The sequence below is a fragment of the Bradyrhizobium sp. T-12 genome, from assembly GCF_058314695.1.
Genome location: NZ_CM177756.1, coordinates 5957491 through 5977336, shown reverse-complemented (window position 1 = coordinate 5977336; position 19846 = coordinate 5957491). Strand labels below are relative to the sequence as shown.

Annotated in this window: 13 protein-coding genes; 6 read left to right on the top strand and 7 right to left on the bottom strand. The window is 64.2% G+C overall.

Translation table 11 applies throughout. The annotated features are described in order from the left end of the window. Positions 1–10: 10 nt before the first annotated feature. Positions 11–1957, bottom strand: coding sequence for a maltotransferase domain-containing protein (locus AC0WRY_RS28515; RefSeq protein WP_491121994.1), 1947 nt, complete (start codon positions 1955–1957; stop codon positions 11–13). Positions 1958–2161: 204 nt separating this feature from the next. On the opposite strand from AC0WRY_RS28515, the gene malQ reads away from it, so the two are divergent. Further along, positions 2162–4123 carry a 4-alpha-glucanotransferase gene (gene malQ / locus AC0WRY_RS28510; RefSeq protein WP_212067241.1) on the top strand — a complete coding sequence of 654 codons (1962 nt, stop codon included), beginning with the start codon at positions 2162–2164 and terminating at the stop codon, positions 4121–4123. A 31-nt stretch (positions 4124–4154) separates the two neighbouring features. Then, positions 4155–5957, top strand: coding sequence for a glycoside hydrolase family 15 protein (locus AC0WRY_RS28505; RefSeq protein ID WP_491121992.1), 1803 nt, complete (start codon positions 4155–4157; stop codon positions 5955–5957). A gap of 67 nt (positions 5958–6024) precedes the next feature. Here the strand turns inward: AC0WRY_RS28505 and AC0WRY_RS28500 are convergent, their stop codons facing one another. The 6 genes from AC0WRY_RS28500 to AC0WRY_RS28475 are packed head-to-tail and all read right to left on the bottom strand — an operon-like array spanning position 6025 to position 13530. Beyond that, a complete protein-coding gene (locus tag AC0WRY_RS28500) occupies positions 6025–6837 on the bottom strand; it encodes an HAD family hydrolase (protein WP_212067239.1) in 813 nt (270 codons plus the stop codon). A 26-nt stretch (positions 6838–6863) separates the two neighbouring features. Beyond that, entirely contained in the window at positions 6864–7394 is a 531-nt protein-coding gene (locus tag AC0WRY_RS28495) for a gluconokinase (protein ID WP_285807712.1), read from the bottom strand. Then, positions 7381–8130 carry a 6-phosphogluconolactonase gene (gene pgl, locus AC0WRY_RS28490; protein WP_491123508.1) on the bottom strand — a complete coding sequence of 250 codons (750 nt, stop codon included), beginning with the start codon at positions 8128–8130 and terminating at the stop codon, positions 7381–7383. Before pgl ends, AC0WRY_RS28495 begins: the two co-directional genes overlap by 14 nt. Continuing rightward, positions 8130–9641 (bottom strand): glucose-6-phosphate dehydrogenase, encoded by a 1512-nt coding sequence (gene zwf, locus AC0WRY_RS28485; RefSeq protein WP_491121990.1) that lies wholly within the window; start codon positions 9639–9641, stop codon positions 8130–8132. The genes pgl and zwf overlap by 1 nt, the downstream gene beginning before the upstream one ends. A 28-nt stretch (positions 9642–9669) precedes the next feature. Then, the gene (gene gnd, locus AC0WRY_RS28480; protein ID WP_491121988.1) at positions 9670–10668 is read right to left on the bottom strand and encodes a phosphogluconate dehydrogenase (NAD(+)-dependent, decarboxylating); all 999 of its coding nucleotides are present in this window, start codon (positions 10666–10668) and stop codon (positions 9670–9672) included. 12 nt (positions 10669–10680) lie between these two features. Beyond that, a complete protein-coding gene (locus AC0WRY_RS28475) occupies positions 10681–13530 on the bottom strand; it encodes a bifunctional transaldolase/phosoglucose isomerase (protein ID WP_491121986.1) in 2850 nt (949 codons plus the stop codon). A gap of 348 nt (positions 13531–13878) precedes the next feature. Between AC0WRY_RS28475 and AC0WRY_RS28470 the strand changes: the two genes are divergently transcribed. The 4 genes from AC0WRY_RS28470 to AC0WRY_RS28455 all read left to right on the top strand — a co-directional run bounded on the left by AC0WRY_RS28470 (position 13879) and on the right by AC0WRY_RS28455 (position 19635). Continuing rightward, complete coding sequence (locus AC0WRY_RS28470) at positions 13879–14553, top strand: STM3941 family protein (protein ID WP_491121984.1); 675 nt, start codon at positions 13879–13881, stop codon at positions 14551–14553. Between the two features lie 295 nt (positions 14554–14848). After that, entirely contained in the window at positions 14849–16792 is a 1944-nt protein-coding gene (locus AC0WRY_RS28465; protein ID WP_194404070.1) for a PrkA family serine protein kinase, read from the top strand. A gap of 30 nt (positions 16793–16822) precedes the next feature. Next, positions 16823–18100 (top strand): YeaH/YhbH family protein, encoded by a 1278-nt coding sequence (locus tag AC0WRY_RS28460; RefSeq protein ID WP_211416608.1) that lies wholly within the window; start codon positions 16823–16825, stop codon positions 18098–18100. Next, positions 18097–19635: a SpoVR family protein gene (locus AC0WRY_RS28455; RefSeq protein WP_194404069.1), complete on the top strand. Its 1539-nt coding sequence runs from the start codon at positions 18097–18099 to the stop codon at positions 19633–19635. The genes AC0WRY_RS28460 and AC0WRY_RS28455 overlap by 4 nt, the downstream gene beginning before the upstream one ends. Positions 19636–19846: the final 211 nt, after the last annotated feature.

Sequence of the window (19846 nt, the reverse complement as noted above, 5' to 3'; positions counted from 1 at the left end):
GCGTGCCCCTTTACGCCAGGCAGCGGAACAGATGCGCCGGATCGCGGTCGGGATCGATACGCAACCTGATCCCGCCCCATTCGATGCGGGACTGTTCGCCGGTGAGGAGGTTTTCGAGTGTCGTCACATGGTGACGCTGCCCGCCGGCGTCAACGGTGACGTCGCCGAGCGGCAGCCAGCATTCGCGCACGTGGCCGGAAAGTGCGATCACGATGACGACAATGTTGGCGGGTTCAGCCGCCTCCTTGACAAAGGCGATGGTCTCGCCGTCTTCGACGTCCAGAAAACGCAAATTCGCCGTTTGCTGGAGCGCGGCGTTGTCGTTGCGGATGCGGTTGAGTGCTGCAATATAGGCCTTGATGTTGCCGGGCTGGTCCCAGTCGCGCTGCTTGATCTGATACTTCTCGGAATCCTGATATTCCTCGCGGCCGGGGATCGCCTCGTGCTCCAGCAGTTCGAACCCGCTGTACATGCCGTAGCTGCCCGACAACGTCGCCGCCAGTGCGAGGCGCGACTTGAACGCCCAGGCGTCCCCGCCCTGGAGATGATAGGGCAGCAGATCGGGCGTGTTGACGAACAGGTTCGGACGATAGAAGTCGCGTTCGGGATAGCGCGTCAGCTCGCCGAGATATTGCTCCAGCTCCCAGCGCGAGGTGCGCCAGGGGAAATAGGTGAATGACTGCGCAAAGCCGAGCTTGGCGAGGCCCTTCATCAGCTTCGGCCGCGCAAACGCCTTGGAGAACAGGATCACCTCGGGATGCCGGCGGCGAATGTCGCGGATCAGCCAGTCCCAGAATGCCAGCGGCGCGGTGTCGTGGTTGTCGATGGCGAAGATGGTGACACCATGGTCGATCCAGAACAGCATGGCGTCGCGAAAGGCGTTCCACAGGCCGATGCGGTCGACCGAGGCGAAATCGGGAATCACGATGTCGGAATAGCGGCCGTCCGCGGTCCGCACCGAGCGGTCGGGCCGCCATTTGAACCATTCCGGATGCTGCGTCAGCCAGGGATGGTCCGGCGAGCATTGCACGGCGAAGTCCAGTGCAAGCTCGAGACCATATTCGAGGCACGTCGCGACCAGCGCGCGAAAATCCTCGATGGTGCCGAGCTCCGGATGCAGTGCATCGTGGCCGCCCTCGGCGGCGCCGATCGCGTAGGGCGAGCCGGGTTCGCCGTCGCTCGCCACCGGCGCGTTGTTGCGGCCCTTGCGGCGGCTGTGGCCGATCGGGTGGATCGGCGTGAAATAAAGCACGTCAAAACCCATCGCCGCGATATCGGGCACGCGTGCGATGCAGTCGCGCAGCGTGCCGTGCTGGCCTGGGATCCGGCTCTGGCTGCGTGGCATCATCTGATACCAGGCGCCAAATCGCGCTCTGTCGCGGTCAATGGTCAGTGGGAAGGACTGTGAGCGGGTCAAATCCGGCCGGGACTGGCTCTCGGCCATGGCATCGCCGAGCTCGCTCGCCAGCAGCGAGGTGACATCGCCAGTCTGCAGATAATCCTCGCATTGTCTGACGATGACAGCCGCGGCGGCCTGCGGCGCGCCATGCGCCTTGGTCAGGAGGCCGGCCCCCTCGAGCGCATCGAGGCTGACATCGGCGCCGGTTCGCTGCTTGCGCGCGACGGCGTGGGACCAGGTGGCGAACTCGTCGGTCCAGGCCTCGATCGCATAGGCATATTGGCCGGGCTCCGCCGGCGTGAAAGCGCCGGACCAGCGGTCATTGCTGTGATGGATCATTGGCTCGCGCCGCCAATCCCGGTCCTGCTCGGGGCGCCAGAGCAGCGCGGCCCCGACCACGGCCTCGCCATCGCGATAGACATCAGCCCATACCTCGACCCGCTCGCCTGCGATCCGCTTCACGGCGAAGCGGCCGCCATCGATCGCGGGATAGACGTCTTCGATGAGGAAAGCGCTGCCGGCTGCGGCACTTTCGACAGTTTGAATTGTCTTGTTCACGGTGATGCCATTGACAAGAAAGCAGGGGCCCGTTTCCCTTGTCGGGAACCTACGCTTGGTACCTATATAGAAAGCCGCTTGTGTGTCATTAGTTCCGCCTGGGAACGGCAGGCATGGTTTTGAGTTGAGCCAGACTAACGTCTTCCGCTGCCTCGTTAAAATCGATGCCCCCGGCCCAAGGGTGGCCTGCAAGCTGCGTGCCGAATGGATCTTTTAGCTCAAGCCCGCATCAAGGGCGTTCAATCCGAATTCGTTGACGCCCTCGGAAAGCTGCGGGTCACTGACCCCGTGGCCCTGAAGTCCATCCTCGACGCCCTGCCGGAGAAGCGAGTTTACCGCTTCGTGAGCGGGCCGGTCGTGATTCGCGCGCTCGGACATCCGCGCACGGAATTGGCGGCGATCGGCGCGCCGCCGCTGCAATGGACGTTGACCGCAAACGGCAAATCGATCGCCCAGGGGAAGACCCGCGAGCCCGTGATCGCCTGGCCGGCCGACCTGCCGCTCGGTTATCACCGCCTGACGCTGACCGATGCCCAAGGCGTGACGGAAGAGGTGCCGATGATCGTGGCGCCGGAGCGGGCCTTCGGCGGCGATTTCGACCGCGGCTGGCTGCTCGCCGTGCAGCTCTACAGCGTCCGCTCCAACCGCAACTGGGGCATCGGCGATTTCACTGACCTCGCCGACCTGGTCAGGCTCGCCAAGCAGCTCGGGGCCGACGGCGTCGGGCTCAATCCGCTGCACGTTCTGTTCGACGACCACCCCTCGGATTGCAGCCCCTATTCGCCGAACAGCCGGCTGTTCCTCAATCCGCTCTATATCGACGTCGAGGCCATTCCCGAATTCTCGGCTGATCTCGTGCCCGACGCAGCCGCGACCGCCGCCCGTCTGCGCGAAGGCGATCGCGTGCCTTATGCCGACATGGCGGCGCTGAAATGGCTGGCCTTGCGCGCCGCCTTCAACAGCTTCGTGACAAGCGCGAGCCAAGCGCGCCGCAAGGAATTTGACGCCTTCCGCGCCGAGCGCGCGCCATTGCTGTCGCGCTTTGCCTGTTTCGAGGTGCTGCGGCATCGTTTCAATGTGCCGTGGTGGGAATGGCCGGCGGAATGGCAGCAGCCGGACGAGGCGAAATGCGCCGGGCTGCGCAACGGACCCGACAAGCGCGAGGTCGAATTCGTCGAGTTCGTGCAATGGACGGCGGACAGCCAGCTGCATGCCGCCAAGCAGCTCGCCAGCCAGCTCGGCATGCGGGTCGGGCTCTATCTCGATGTCGCCGTCGGGGTGCAGTCCAACGGCTTCGATGCGTGGAACGAGCAGATGGCGATCTCGCGCCATCTCGCCGTCGGCGCGCCGCCCGACGTGCTCAACACCGTCGGCCAGGATTGGGGCCTTGCCGGCTTCAACGCCGGCGGCCTGGAAGCGCAATCTTTCGTGCCGTTCGCCGACATGCTGGCGGCCTCGATGCGCCATGCCGGCGCCATCAGGCTCGACCACGTGCTCGGGCTGAAGCGGCTTTATCTCGTGCCGCGCGGCTTCAAGCCCGATAACGGCGCCTATGTGCAGATGCCGTTCGAGGCGCTGCTTGGCGCCGTGGCGCGCGAGAGCGCGGCCCACAAATGCATCGTGATCGGCGAGGATCTCGGCACCGTGCCGGAGGGTTTCCGCGAGATGATGCAGGATTTCGGCATCTGGTCCTATCTCGTCATGATGTTCGAGCGCGACGATGCCGGTCATTTCCGCCCCGTCGACCACTACAGGCCCAATGCGCTGGTGACGCTGAACACGCATGACCTGTCGACCTATGCCGGCTGGCGCTCCTTTGGCGATCTCAAGATGAAGCGATCGCTCGGGCTCGATCCCGGCGAGAACGACCAGGCGCGCTGGGATGCGCTCGGCGCGCTCGACGAGATCCTGCGCCAGAACGGCATCAAGGCCAACGACCTCTATTCGGTGCTCGCCTTCCTGTCGCGCACGCCGTCGCGGCTGCTCGCGGTGTCGATGGAGGATTTGCTCGGCGTGATCGACCAGCCCAATATTCCCGGCACGATCGATGAGCACCCGAACTGGCGCCAGCGTCTTCCCGTCGCGCTCGACAAGATCGCCTCCAAGGTCGACCTCACGGCCTTGCGAGCGGCAACTCGGGAACGTTCATTGAACGGCGGAAGTTGATCGGAAGGGGGCTTCTCAGGCTCGCACGACATTGTCACAGAAGATCGAAGACTATGCGCTGATCGGCGATTGCGAGACCGCCGCGCTGGTCGGGCGCAACGGCTCAATCGATTGGCTGTGCTGGCCGGCCTTCGATTCCGACGCCTGCTTTGCCGCCATCCTCGGCACCCACAAGAACGGCCGCTGGCTGATCGCGCCGAACGAGGACGTCATCAGGACATCGCGACGTTATCTCGGCGATACCCTCATCCTCGAAACGCGATTTGAGACCAAGAGCGGCGCCATCGCGCTGATCGACTTCATGCCGCCGCGCGGCAAGGCGTCCGACATCGTCCGGCTGGTGCGCGGCATCGAGGGCTCAGTGAAGATGCGGATGGAGCTCGTGATCCGCTTCGGCTTCGGCATCGACATTCCCTGGGTGCGGCGGATCGACCATTCCCTGATGGCCATTGCCGGCCAGGACATGACGGTGTTGCGCACGCCGGTCGGGACCCGCGGCGAGGATCTGACCACGGTCTCAGATTTCGAGGTGAGGGCAGGCGAGACCGTGCCGTTCGTCCTGACCTACGGCCCCTCGCATCTGCCGCCGCCCGCGCCGATCGATCCCGAGACCGCGCTCCGGGACACCGAGGAGTTCTGGAAGGACTGGTGTGGCCATTGCACCCGCGACGGCGACTATCGCGATCTCATCATGCGCTCGCTGATCACGCTGAAGGCGCTGACCTTCGGCCCGACCGGCGGCATCGTCGCAGCACCGACCACGTCATTGCCGGAAAAGCTCGGCGGCAGCAGGAACTGGGACTACCGCTTCTGCTGGCTGCGCGATGCTACCTTCACGCTGCTGGCGCTGATGAACTCGGGCTACACCGAGGAAGCCCTGGCCTGGCACAATTGGCTGCTGCGCGCCGCCGCAGGCTCGCCGGCGAACATGCAGATCATGTACGGCATCTGGGGCCAGCGGCGGCTCCTGGAATGGGAGGCCGGCTGGCTCGACGGCTATGAGGGCGCAAAGCCGGTGCGCGTCGGCAATGCCGCGCATGCGCAGCTTCAGCTCGACGTCTACGGCGAATTGATCGACGCATTCCACCAGTCGCGCATGGCCAAGCTCAAGCTCGACGATGAAACGACATGGGCGCTGGAATGCGCCGTGCTCAATCATCTCGCCGAGGTCTGGGACCGGCCCGATCACGGCATCTGGGAGCGCCGGGGCGAGCCCAGGCACTACGTTTTCTCCAAGGTCATGACCTGGGTCGCCTTCGACCGCGGCATCAAGAGCGCCGAGACCTTCGGCTTCAAGGCGCCGCTGCTGCACTGGCGCACCTTGCGCGAGGCCATTCATCGCGATGTCTGCAACAGGGGATTTGACGCCGAGGAAAACGCCTTCGTCGAATCCTATGGCGCGAAGCTGCTCGATGCATCCGTGCTGCTGCTGCCGGCCGTCGGTTTTCTGCCGGCGGACGATCCGCGGATCCGCGGCACCATCGCGGCTGTCGAGACACGCCTGATGCGCGACGGCTTCGTGCTGAGGCACGATCCGCGCGAGTTGCCCGCGGACCAGCCGCCGCTCGAAGGTGCGTTCCTGGCCTGCACATTGTGGCTGGCCGATGCCCATGTGCTGGCCGGCGATCTCGACAAGGCGCAAGCCTTGCTCGATCGCGTGGCCGGCATCGCGAATGACGTTGGTCTCTTGGCCGAGGAATATGATTCAGTCGCCCGGCGCCAGACCGGAAATTTCCCGCAGGCGCTGACCCACATCGCGCTGATCAACACCGCACATAATCTGTCCGCGGCAAGGCAGAAGAGCGAAAAGCCGGCGATGCAGCGGTCGAAGTGAGGAGGAGAGGTGCGCTTCCCCCCGCTGCGCGGCGACCTCTCCCGCAAGCGGGAGAGGTTGAAATACCTCACCCCACCCCGTTCCGCTTCAGGATCATCTCCATCGCTTCCGCAAAACCGTCCTGCTCGTTGCTCGCGGTGACGTGGGTCGCCTGGTCCTTGACGTTGTCGGTGGCATTGCCCATCGCGATCGAGGTGCCGCTGACGGCGAACATCGCGAGGTCGTTCTGCATGTCGCCGATGGTGGCGACGGCGCTGGTCGCGATGCCGAGCCGCTTGGCCATCGCCTCGACGAACGTGCCCTTGTTGAAGCCGGGCGGGGTGATGTCGAGATAATAGGTCTGCGAGCGCACCGCAGTGGCCTCGCTGCCGAGCGCCTCCTGCATCGCCTTTTCGCAACGTTCGAGCCCGGCGGCGTCGGCACTGGCGCCGACGATCTTGCAGGCACTGGCGAGATACGGCGAGAAATCCGTCACGATGGTGGGATCGGAGCGGATCGTGTGCTGCTCATGCGCGACGTATTTGCCGCCGGGATTGTCGATCAGCCATTTGTCGGTGGTGAAGAGCCAGATGTCTGCGCCGAACTCGCGAAGGATCTGCAAGGCGCGCTCGGCCGCGCCGGCCGGGATCAGGTGCTGCTCGACCGGCCGCATCTCGGGATCGACGATCGAGGAGCCGTTGAACGGCCCGACCGGCAGCCAGAGCGCCAGCGGTTCGATCAAAAAGCGCATGCCGATGGCGGGACGGCTGGAGGTGATGGTGAAGCCGATGCCGGCCTTGTGCAGCCGCTGCACTGCGCTTCTCGCGCGCTCGGTCAGGGTCTTGTCCTTGGTCAGCAGCGTGCCGTCGACGTCGGACACGACCAGTGAGATTTGCGTCATGGCAGAACCTTCAGGTTTTTCAGGTCTCAGCGCTTCGCCCCGCCCAGCTTCAACTGCCGTACGATGCCGTCCACGATCGCTTCGACCGTTTCGTCGATCGAGACGGTGATGACGTGCTCGCCGGCTTCCGGCGGCTCCAGCGTCTCGAACTGGCTCGTCAGCAACCCCGGCGGCATGAAATGGCCTTTGCGCTGGGCGAGCCGCTCGGCGATCAGCTCTTTCGTGCCCTTCAGGAAGATGAAGCGGACGTCGTCGCGTCCGCGCAGCAGCACGTCGCGGTAGGTGTGCTTCAGCGCCGAGCAGGCGATGATGACGTGCTCGCCCTCGTCGCAAACCCGCGCGATCTCGTCGGCGATGGCGTTGAGCCAGGGCCAGCGGTCCCCGTCGGTGAGCGGGTGACCGGCGCGCATCTTCTCGACATTGCTGGCGGGATGAAAGCTGTCGCCGTCCTCGAAGCGCCAGCCGAGCCGCTGGCCGAGCGCTGCCGCGATCGTGCTCTTGCCCGACCCCGACACGCCCATCACGATCAATGCACAAGGTGCTTCAACGCCCGCCACGAATACCCTCCGGAAGCGCGGCTTGGTCGACCAGCCAGACGGTCTCACCCTTCGAGCGCGCGCGTAACGCCGGCAGAGTCTCGCCATTGAGGAGGCGCGTCAAGATCGCTTGCTTGTCGTGCCCGGCCATCTCGAACAGCATTTCGTCGCACGACGCAAGGACGGGCAGGGTAAGCGAGACTCGCGGCACGAAAGGCGCGACATTGGCCTTGGGCACCCCGACGACCCAGCGCTCGCTCTCCTCGATCTCGGGGAAGCCGGGAAACAGCGAAGCTGTGTGGCCGTCCGGGCCCGCGCCCATCAGGACCATGTCGAACAGCGGACGCGACGGATCGAGGCGTCCAGAGCCGTAGAAGGCCTGCAACTCGCGCGCGTAGGCTTCGGCGCTTTCCTCGGGAGATTCAGTCCCGGTCGGAATCGGGTGGATGTGGCTCGAGGCTGCATTGCGATCGAGAAACGTCGCGCGCGCCACCGCCATGTTGTTGAGGGGGTCGCTCTCGCCGACAAAACGCTCGTCGCCGATGAACCAATGCACGCGCTCCCACGGGATCTTGTCGCGATATGCATCGCTGCCAAGCAATTGATAGAGCTTCTTCGGGCTGGAGCCACCGGTCAGGCAGATCGCGATGCGGCCGGGATTGGCCGCGATCCGTGCCATCACCCGCTCGGCCGCGGCCTGCGCCAGGGCTGCGGCGTCGGCCGCGACGATCAGCTTCGGCTGGCCCGCTGCGGCCATCACGAGAACTTCCGCCAGCTTCGCCCGTCGCGCCGCAGCAGCTCGTCGGCGCATTTCGGCCCGTCGCTGCCGGCTTCATAGGTCTCGATGCCGTTGGTGCCTTCACTCTTCCAGGCGTCAAGGAACGGCTGCACGGCCTGCCATCCGGCCTCGATGCCGTCGGCGCGCTGGAACAGGATGTTGTCGCCGATCATGCAGTCGTAGATCAGCGTCTCGTATCCGGTCGAGGGATCGGCCTGGAAATAGTCGCCGTACTTGAATTTCATCTCGACGCCGTCGATCGTGATGCTCGGTCCCGGGATCTTGGCGTTGAACTGAAGCTCGATGGTTTCGCTCGGCGCGATACCGATGGTGAGGAAGTTCTGCGACAGGCGGTCGACGTCGGTCCCCGAGAACATCGACAACGGCGCCTGCTTGAACTTGATCGCGACCTCGGTGCGCTTGTGGCCCAGCGCCTTGCCGGTGCGCAAATAGAAGGGGACGCCGGCCCAGCGCCAATTGTCGATCATCAGTTTCAGCGCAACGAAGGTCTCGGTGGTGCTGCCGGGTTTGACGTCCTCGGTCTTGCGATAGTCCGGGACATCGTCGTCGCCGACGCGGCCTGCGAGATATTGCGCGCGGACCGAGTTTTTCAGCGCATCCTCCCGGCTCGGCAGCTGGATCGACGTCAGCACCTCCGCCTTTTCGGAACGGACCGAATGGGCGTCGAAGCGCGCCGGCGGCTCCATCGCGACCAGCGACATCAACTGGAACAGATGGTTCGGCACCATGTCGCGCAGCGCGCCGGTCGCATCGTAGAAGCCGCCGCGATGGCCGACGCCGAGCTTCTCCTCGACCGTGATCTGGATGTGGTCGATGTGGTTGCGATTCCAGATCGGCTCGAACATGCCGTTGGCGAAGCGCAGCACCAGGATGTTCTGCACCGTCTCCTTGCCGAGATAATGATCGATCCGGTAGATCTGGTGCTCGTCCATGATCTTCAAAAGCTCGGCATTCAGCGCCTTGGCCGACGCGAGATCGGTGCCGAACGGCTTTTCGATCACGAGGCGGCGCCAGGCGCCGTTCTCCTTCATCATGCCGGTGCGGCCGAGCTCACGCGCGGTCGGCGCGAACGCGGCCGGCGGCGTGGCCAGGTAGAACAGGCGGTTGCCGCCGGTTTCCTGCGCGCATTCCAGCGAATCCAGGTGTTCGCGCAAGCGGTCGAACGACGGCGGGTCCTTCGGATCGGCCTCGACGAAGGTGACGCATTGCAGCAGCTGCTTTGCGATGTCGTCGTCGACCGGCCGCGTCGCGAACTTGCGCAAGCCCTTCATCAGGCTGTCGCGCAGCTCGTCATCCGACTGGCTCTTGCGGGCCACGCCGACGACACAGAATTTTTCAGGCAGCAGGTGCTCGGCGGCGAGATTGTAGAGCGATGGCATCACCAGCCGATGGGTGAGGTCGCCGGTCACGCCGAAGATGACGAAGGCGCAATTTTCCGGCTTGCGCTTGGCTTGCGGGTCTTTTGTCACGAATTGTTGGCCTTCGCTTCGCTACTTGCTATTTCGACTTCGCAGCGCCCGGCTGCTTCGGCTCCCTATGGCCGCCGAATCCCGCGCGCATCGCGGAGAGAATTTTTTCGGCGAAGGTGTGTTCCCGACGGGAACGGAAACGTGTGTAGAGCGCCGCGGTCAGCACTTCAGCCGGCACGGCCTCGTCGATCGCGGCATTCACGGTCCAGCGTCCCTCGCCGGAATCTTCCACGAAGCCGGAATATTCGGCGAGCTGGGGGCTGTCGGCGAGCGCGGTCGAGGTGAGGTCCAGCAGCCAGGACGGGATCACCGAGCCGCGCCGCCACACTTCCGCAATGTCGGCGAGATCGAAATCGTAGCGATGGTCCGCCGGCAGGGCCTCGATGTTGGCATTCTTGAGAATGTCGAACCCTTCGGCATAGGCCTGCATCAGGCCGTATTCGATGCCGTTGTGGATCATCTTGACGAAGTGGCCGGCACCGACGGGGCCGGCATGGATGTAACCCTGCTCGATGCGGGGATCGCGTCCCTCGCGTCCCTCGGTGCGCGGAATGTCGCCGGCGCCGGGCGCGAGCGCGGCGAAGATCGGGTCGAGCCGGTCCACCACCTGTTTCTCGCCGCCGATCATCATGCAATAGCCGCGGTCGAGGCCCCAAACCCCGCCGGAGGTGCCGACGTCGACATAGTGGATGCCGCGGGCTTTCAGCGCCTTGCCGCGGCGGACGTCGTCCTGCCAGAAGGTGTTGCCGCCGTCGATGATGACGTCGCCTTCCTGCATCACGCCCGCGATCGTATTGATCGTGGTCTCGGTGATGTGCCCGGCCGGCAGCATCACCCAGGCGGTGCGGGGGCGCTCGAGTTTCGAGATGAACTCCTCGAGCGTCGCCGAGCCGACCGCGCCGTCCGCGGCGAGGCCGGCGACGGCCTTGGCGTCCTTGTCGTAAACCACGGTCGAATGTCCGTGGCGCATCAGGCGGCGAACGATGTTGCCGCCCATCCGGCCGAGGCCGATCATGCCGAGTTGCATTGGCGATATTCCTTAAGTGAGCGCGTCGGTGAGCGCCGCGTTGAGAGCGGCAAGACCCTTCTTGAGCCCGCCCTTGAGGTGGACGCGCAACGCGCGCCGGCCACGCTCGGTGAGCACGTCGAAATCGCCGCGCGCCTGCGCCGCCTTGATCACGCCGAAGCTGGCCTTCTGGCCCGGCACCTTGAGGTCCTTGGCATCGTCGGCGGTGATCTGGAGGAACACGCCGCTGTCGGGTCCGCCCTTGTAGGCCTGCCCCGTGGAGTGCAGGAAGCGCGGCCCGAACTCGGCGCAGGTTGCGACATGCCGCTTCTCGCGCACCTCGAGCCGCATGGCCTGGAGCGCGTCGATCGTCGCCTTGTCGCGCGCGACATAGCCGAGCAGGGCGACATAGTCGCCATCGCCCGAGCGCGACAGATGCGCCTTCAGCCAGGAGGTGAGATCGCCATTGGCGCCGGCGGCGCGCAGCGCCGTGGCGTTGGCCTCGTCGGTATAGAGATCGGCCTCATCGGTGCTGACCACCGGCTGCTCTTCCGGCAGCGCGCCGGTCTTCTCGAACGACGCCGTCAGCTCGCGAGTCTTGATCTTGGCCGCTTCCACGTCCGGCTGGTCGAACGGGTTGATGCCGAGGATCGAGCCCGCGACTGCGGTCGCCATCTCGAAGCGGAAGAATTCCTGGCCGAGATGGTCGATCGACTTCATGACGATGCGAACCACGGGATGGCCGGCCGCTTCGATCGCGGCGAGCTTGGAATCGTGGGCGGCGTCCGCTTCGCCTTCGATGCGGATGTCGATGAAGAACCGGTCGTTGCCGTAGACCGCGGGATCGCCCAGCGGCTCGCCCTCGATCGGGATCAGGCCCTTGCCTTCCTTGCCGGTCGATTCCGCGATGAGCTGCTCGGCCCAGGCGCCGAAATCGGCGATCTTCTTCGAGGCCAGGATCGTCACCTTGTCGCGGCCTTCGAGCCCGGCGAGACCCATGGCGAGGCCGAGCTGCACGCCGGGGTTCTCGCTCGGCGGAACGTCCGGCCCGCAGGAGCGGGCCATCGCGAGCGCATGCTTGACGAAGGTCTTGACGTCGATGCCGGCGGTTGCCGCCGGCACCAGGCCGAACGGCGACAGCACCGAATAGCGGCCGCCGATCGAGGGCTCGCCATGGAAGATGCGGGCGTAGTTCAGCTTCTTGGCGGCCTTCTCCAGCGACGAGCCGGGATCGGTCACCGCGATGAAGCGATGGCCGGTCTTCACCTTCGCACCCACCGCCTTGGCAACCTGCTCGTGGAAATAGTCCTTCATCGCGTTCGGCTCGGTGGTGCCGCCCGATTTGCTCGAGACGATGAACACGGTGCTCGCGATGTCGATCTTTGCCTCCATCGCCCGCACCTGCGCAGGGTCGGTGGAATCAAGCACGTGCAGCTTCGGGAAGCCGGGCTTCTTGCCAAAGGTCTCGGCCAGCACCTCGGGGCCGAGGCTCGATCCGCCCATGCCGAGCACGACGGCGTCGGAGAATTTCTGGCCCTTCACCCGGCCCGCATAATCCTCGTAATCGGCGACGTCGGCCTTGGCCGCGCTGTCGAGCCAGCCGAGCCATTTGTCCTCATCAGTGCCGGTCCAGACCGACTTGTCGCGCTGCCACAGCCGGCGGATCTTGGCGGACGCCCGCCATTCCTCGGTGCTCGTGGCCACGGCCTTGCCGAGGCCGTCGCCGAGCGAGAGCTCCTGACGATCGAGCGCGGGCGCGAGCACGGTCGCGCGTTTGTGGGCGACGGCGCCGTAGAGCTTGTCGGCGGCGTCGGCGAACAGCTTGACGCCGTCCTTGACCAGTTCCTCGGTGATGGCGTCGAGCGAGATGCCCGAGCGCTCCAGCTCGTCCAGCACGCGGCGAGCGTCGTCGACGTTCTCTTCCAGGCTGTCGCGCGGCTTGCCGTGGTCGCGGAACGCGTCCAGCGTCGCCGGCGGCACCGTGTTGATGGTGTCGGGGCCGATCAGCTCCTCGACATAGAGGACGTCGCTGTAATCCTTGTTCTTGGTGCCGGTCGAGGCCCACAGCATGCGCTGCGGCTTGGCGCCCTTGGCGGCGAGCTTGTCCCAGCGGGGGCCCGAGAACAGGCGCTTGTAATCCTGGTAGGCAACCTTGGCGTTGGCGATCGCGACCTTGCCCTTCAGCGCGGCGAGCCGCTCCTTCTCGGACGGGTCGTTGGCGCGGGCGATCTTCTCGTCGAGCTGCTTGTCGACCACGGAGTCGATGCGGCTGACGAAGAAGCTCGCCACGCTCGCGACATGCGAGGGATCGCCGCCGCCGGCGACGTATTTTTCCAGGCCGGCAATGTAGGCTTCGGCCACCTGGAGGTAGACCGCTTTGGAGAATAGCAGCGTGATGTTGATGCTGATGCCGTCGCCGATCAGCGTCTCGATCGCCGGCAGGCCCTCGGGCGTTGCCGGCACCTTCACCATCAGGTTCTTGCGTCCAACGTCCTTCCACAGCCGCCGTGCTTCAGCGACCGTGCCTGATGTGTTCATGGCGAGATAGGGCGAGACTTCCAGGCTGACATAGCCGTCGCCGCCTTTGAGGCGGTCATAGACCGGGCGGAGCACGTCGGCGGCGGCCTGGATGTCCTCGACCGCGACGGCCTCGAACAGATCGGCCACGGTCCGGTCGCCGCGCTTCAGCGCCTTGCCGATCGGGGCATCGTATTCGTCCGAGCTGCCGATCGCCTTCTCGAAGATCGAGGGATTGGAGGTGACGCCCTTGACGCCATCGGTGTCGATCAGCCGCTTCAGGTCGCCCTTGGCGATGAAGCCACGGGCCAGGAAGTCCAGCCAGACGGCTTGTCCGTGCTTTTCCAGTTCTTTGACGGGATTCATGATGCCTATTTATCTCCAAGCCTGCGGGCGAGGGGTTTCCGCGCCGGTCCTGACGCGCTATCCTCTAGCTTACATGCTCCCGGGAGGGAACCAATCAAGGGTACAGGCGTCATACCCTCCAGTCTAACTCCGTCGCGATCATGGCGATCCGGGCGGCAGCAGGGTTGTTGCGAAAAAGTCCTTGGGTTGCGTAATCTTTGGGTTGCGTAAAAAGTCGTTGGCCGAAGTTCGGCCAAGTCTGGTTACGTCAAGTCTGGTTGCGTAATGTCGGCCGCTTCGCTATCAACCAGTGGCTGTGCGGATGCCATCGGCTGATTCCAGTGCATCTGGTGAATAGCTCGGTCGCAAATGGCCATGCTGGGGGAAAGCATGCACGCTCGTCATGAAGGCATGGCGTTCGCCGTCGCCAATAGTGCGCCGCCGGGCGCGCAGGCCGGATCCGTCGACGGATCGCAGGATCTCGAAATCAGCCCATGTAGGACCTTGCTGCGACTGCTGGTTGCGGCGGGCTTTGCGATGACCCTGCTCAGTGCGACCCTTGCCTTCCACTGGTGGGATGGTCTTGGCGAATACAACACGATGGTCGGATATGCCGGCGTCGTGGTGTTCGCCTTGGTGACGATCCGGCTGATCTGGATGCTCCCCACCGAGCGGGGTCCGGTTCTCATCGTCAATCGCTACGGCATCCGCGATCTCCGCCTCGGCAATGAATTTCTGCCGTGGGATTCGATCGCACGGATTTCTGCTGAAGAGTGTCGCGGCCGCGAGATGATCGTGCTGACGCCGACGCCGGACTTGCAGCGGCACCTGCGCAGCATGCGCAACCTGGCCCGTCATGCGCAGAACGATCGTATCGTCATCCGGGCAGAGGGCCTGGCGACCGATTTTGATACAGTGCTGCGTGCTTGCCGCGACGCGCACGCAGCCAGCACGCCGCGCACCGCATTGCAGCAGGAAGATGAACGCGGCACCCAAGGCGATGCTCAAGGCCGTGCCCAAGGCTTCGCCGTACAAGCGTCATAAGATCGCCGCCGGGATCGCTATGCTGCAACGCCGGATGAACGCATCCCCGGTAACGCCCGGATGTTGCGACCGAGTGACATTTCTTGGAAATGAGCCAATATAGACAGAGATTCGCACAAATTACGGGCATGTGCCTGTTCGTAACTCAACGAGTGCCTACGTTGTGCGTTGCGTCGTGTTGGCACCCGGGTGTCCAATGATCGTCATGTGCTCACGCTGATTCGAAACGGCCTGAGGAACGGTCCGGTAACTGCTTTCGTTTCAGCTTGTAGCGGAACTCACGCGGAGAGGGATCATGTACAACGATTCTCTATTCAACGCTTTCGCTCGGTCGTTCGAGGCGAGAAGCCAGCACGACATGTCGATGGCGGAATATCTGGAATCGTGTCGAAGCGATCCCATGAAATACGCGAACGCGGCCGAACGACTGCTAGCAGCGATCGGTGAACCTCAGACGATTGACACGGCCAAGGACCCACGCCTTGGCCGTATTTTTTTGAACCGCACGATCCGGACCTATCCGGCCTTCGCCGGCTTCTACGGCATGGAAGAAACGATCGAGCGCATCGTTGGTTTCTTCCGGCATGCGGCGCAGGGCCTCGAGGAGCGCAAGCAGATTCTCTATCTGCTCGGACCGGTCGGCGGCGGCAAGTCTTCGCTCGCCGAGCGGCTGAAGTCGCTGATGGAAGTGCATCCGATCTACGTGCTCAAGGCCGGCGATGAACTCTCCCCGGTGTTCGAGAGCCCGCTCAGCCTGTTCGATCCCGATCAGCTCGGCCCGATGCTGGAAGAGAAATACGGCATCCCGCGCCGGCGTCTCACCGGCTTGATGAGCCCGTGGTGCTACAAGCGGCTGGAAGCCTTCGGCGGCGACATCTCCCAGTTCCGGGTCGCCAAGATCCAGCCGTCGCGGCTGCGCCAGATCGCAATCGCCAAGACCGAGCCCGGTGACGAGAACAACCAGGACATCTCCTCGCTGGTCGGCAAGGTCGACATCCGCAAGCTGGAGACCTACGCGCAGAACGATCCCGACGCCTACAGCTATTCCGGCGGCCTCAACCGCGCCAACCAGGGCGTGCTCGAGTTCGTCGAGATGTTCAAGGCCCCGATCAAGATGCTGCACCCGCTGCTCACCGCGACGCAGGAAGGCAACTACATCGGCACCGAGAACATCGGCGCGATCCCGTTCACCGGCGTGATCCTCGCGCACTCCAACGAAGCCGAGTGGGCGAGCTTCAAGTCCAACAAGAACAACGAAGCCTTCATCGACCGCATCTGCGTGATCAAGGTGCCTTACTGCCTGCGGATCACGGAAGAGCAGAAGATCTACGAGAAGCTGATTCAGGGTTCCGAGCTGGCCTCGGCGCCTTGCGCGCCCTCGACGCTGGAGACGCTGGCACGGTTCTCGGTGATGTCGCGCCTGCGCAAGCACGAGAATTCCACCGTGTTCGCCAAGATGCGGGTCTACGACGGCGAGAGTCTGAAGGAATCCGATCCGAAAGCGCGCAGCGTCCAGGAATATCGCGACGCCGCCGGCGTCGACGAAGGCATGGACGGCGTCTCGACCCGCTTCGCGTTCAAGATCCTGGCCGCGACCTTCAACCACGACCCGCAGGAGGTGGCCGCCGACGCCGTGCATCTGATGTACGCGCTGGAGCAGTCGATCCGCCGCGAGCAGCTGCCGGAGGAAGTCGAGAAGCGCTATCTCGAATTCATCAAGGCGGATCTGGCGCCGCGTTATGCCGAGTTCATCGGCAACGAGATCCAGAAGGCCTATCTGGAATCCTACTCGGATTACGGCCAGAACCTGTTCGATCGCTACGTCGACTATGCCGACGCCTGGATCGAGGACCAGGACTTCAAGGATCCCGACACCGGCCAACTGCTCGATCGCGAGCTTTTGAACCAGGAGCTGACGAAAATCGAGAAGCCGGCGGGCATCGCCAACCCCAAGGACTTCCGCAACGAGGTTGTCAAATTCTCGTTACGGTCGCGGGCCCAGAACGGCGGCAAGAATCCGACCTGGACCTCCTACGAGAAGATTCGCGACGTGATCGAAAAGAGGATATTCTCCCAGGTCGAGGACCTGCTTCCGGTCATCTCCTTCGGGTCGAAGAAGGACGGCGAGACGGAGAAGAAGCATGGCGAGTTCGTCGCTCGCATGGTGGAGCGTGGCTACACCGAGCGTCAGGTTCGCCGGCTCGTCGAATGGTACATGCGCGTGAAGCAGGCCGGTTGAGGCGGATGGGAGGCGAATGGTAAAGTGCCCATTCACATTATTGACAGGCGCCTGAATCCAGGCGGCAAGAGTCTTGAGAACCGCCAGCGGTTCTTGCGTCGGGCCAAATCCCTGGTGCAGGGCGCCGTCAAGAAGACCTCGCAGGAACGCGACATCAAGGACGTCCTGGAGGGGGGCGAAGTCACGATCCCCCTCGACGGCATGCACGAGCCGCGCTTTCGCCGCGAAGGCGGTACGCGCGACATGGTGCTGCCCGGCAACAAGAAGTTCATCGAGGGCGACTATCTGCAGCGCTCCGGGCAGGGCAGCGCCAAGGATTCCGGCCCGGGCGAAGGCGACAGCGAGGATGCGTTCCGCTTCGTGCTCTCCCGCGACGAGTTCGTCGATCTCTTCCTCGACGATCTCGAGCTGCCCGATCTCGCCAAGCGCAAGATCGCGCAGACCGAGAGCGAGGGCATCCAGCGCGCCGGTTACACCACCTCGGGCTCGCCCGCCAATATCTCGGTGAGCCGGACGGTGAAGCTCGCGCTCGCCCGCCGCATCGCGCTCAAGCGTCCCAGCAAGGACGAGATCGAGGAGCTGGAGGCCGCGATCGCCGCCTGCACTGACGAGGACGAGCGCGTGGAGCTGGTGGCTCGGCTCGAAAAACTGAAGGCGAAATCGAAGCGTATTCCCTTCATCGACCCGCTCGACATCCGTTATCGCCGCTACGAGAAGGTGCCGCGGCCGGTGGCGCAGGCGGTGATGTTCTGCCTGATGGACGTTTCCGGCTCGATGTCCGAGCACATGAAGGATCTCGCCAAGCGCTTCTACATGCTGCTCTACGTGTTCCTGAAGCGCCGCTACAAGCATGTCGAGATCGTCTTCATCCGCCACACCGACCGCGCCGAGGAGGTCGACGAGCAGACCTTCTTCTACGGCCCGGCCTCGGGCGGCACGCTGGTCTCCAGCGCGCTGCAGGCGATGCACGAGATCGTGCGCGAGCGTTTCAACCCGTCGGACTGGAACATCTATGCCGCGCAGGCCTCCGACGGCGACAATTCCTATTCCGACGGCGAGCTGACGGGCATGCTGCTGACCGACAAGATCCTGCCGGTCTGCCAGTTCTTTGCCTATCTCGAGGTCGGGGAGTCCGGCGGCAGCGCCTTCGATCTCTCCGACTCCTCGCTCTGGACCCTCTATGAGCGCCTGCGCAACGGCGGCGCACCGCTCTCGATGCGCAAGGTCTCCGAGCGCAGCGAGATCTTCCCGGTGTTCCACGATCTGTTCCAGCGCCGCGAAACTGCCCAGGAGAAGGCCGCTCCATGACTGAACGATTGTTCGAAGGCGCGGATTGGGATTTCCACACATTGCAGCGCATCACCGATGCCTGCGAGGCGGTGGCGTTGAAGGATCTCGGGCTCGACGTCTATCCGAACCAGATCGAGGTGATCACCGCCGAGCAGATGCTGGACGCGTATTCGTCGGTCGGCATGCCGCTGTTCTACAAGCATTGGTCGTTCGGCAAGCAATTCGCCTATCACGAGGCGTCCTATCGCAAGGGCCTGATGGGGCTCGCCTATGAGATCGTGATCAACTCCTCGCCCTGCATCTCCTATCTGATGGAGGAGAACACGGCGACGATGCAGACCCTGGTGATCGCGCACGCCGCTTTCGGCCACAACCACTTCTTCAAGAACAATTACCTGTTCAAGCAGTGGACCGACGCCGACGGCATCCTGGATTATCTCGACTTCGCCAAGACCTATGTCATGCAATGCGAGGAACGCTACGGCCGCGTCGAGGTCGAGCGCACGCTGGACGCCGCGCACGCGCTGATGTCGCACGGCATCGACCGCTATCCCGGCAAGAAGAAGCTGGATTTGCGGGTCGAGGAGAAGCGGGCAGGGCGCCGCCGCCAGCACGAGGAGGAGGTGTTCAACGACCTCTGGCGCACCGTCCCCAAGGGCGCCGCCAAGAGCCGGTCCGCGCTCAGCATCGAGCGCCGCCGCAAGCTGCTCGGGCTGCCGCAGGAAAACCTGCTCTACTTCCTGGAAAAAAGCGCGCCGCGCCTGGCTCCGTGGCAGCGCGAGTTGCTGCGCATCGTCCGCCACATCGCGCAATATTTCTATCCGCAGAGCCAGACCAAGGTGATGAACGAGGGGACGGCGACCTACGTCCACTATCGCATCATGACCAAGCTGCACGAGCAGGGCCGCATCAGCGACGGCAATTTCCTCGAATTCCTGGGCTCGCACACCAACGTGGTGTTCCAGCCCGAATTCGACGACCGGCGGTTCTCCGGATTCAACCCTTACGCGCTCGGTTTTGCCGTGATGCAGGACATCGAGCGGATCGTCACCAAGCCGGAAGACGAGGACCGCGAGTGGTTCCCCGACATCGCCGGCAAGGGCGACGTGATGGGCGTGCTGCGCGACGTCTGGGCCAACTACCGCGACGAAAGCTTCATCGGCCAGTTCCTGAGCCCGAAATTGATGCGGCACTTCCGCATGTTCCATCTGCACGACGATCCGGAGGAACGTGCCGGCATCCGCGTCGACGCCATCCATGACGAGCGCGGCTTCCGCCGCGTCCGCCGCGAGCTGGCACGGCAGCACGATGTCGGCTACATCGACGCCAATATCGAGGTGGTCGACGTCGATCTTTCCGGCGACCGCCGCCTGATCCTGCATCACCACGTCATCAAGGGCTCGCAGCTCAACGAGACCGACGCCAAGCGCGTGCTACAGCACCTCGCCGATCTCTGGACCTACGACGTCGCGCTGATCGAGGTCGATGCCAACGACAAGGTCCTGCGCGAATACGTCGTCAGCCCGCGCCCGATCGCAGCCGCGGTGGCGTGAGGGCCTGCCGATGTGAGCAAGACAGCGGCGCGTTGATGTGCCCTCGCCCCTTGTGGGGGGAGGGCAGCGACGCCGGTAAATACGAGCGCACTGGGGTGAGCGGGATCGCTCCGCAATTTCCGTGTTGACAGAACCACATCCGGCGCTTCGCGCCACCTTCTTCCACAAGGGGAGAAGGGCTGTTCCCGTTGCGGCTATGCCACCGCGCGCT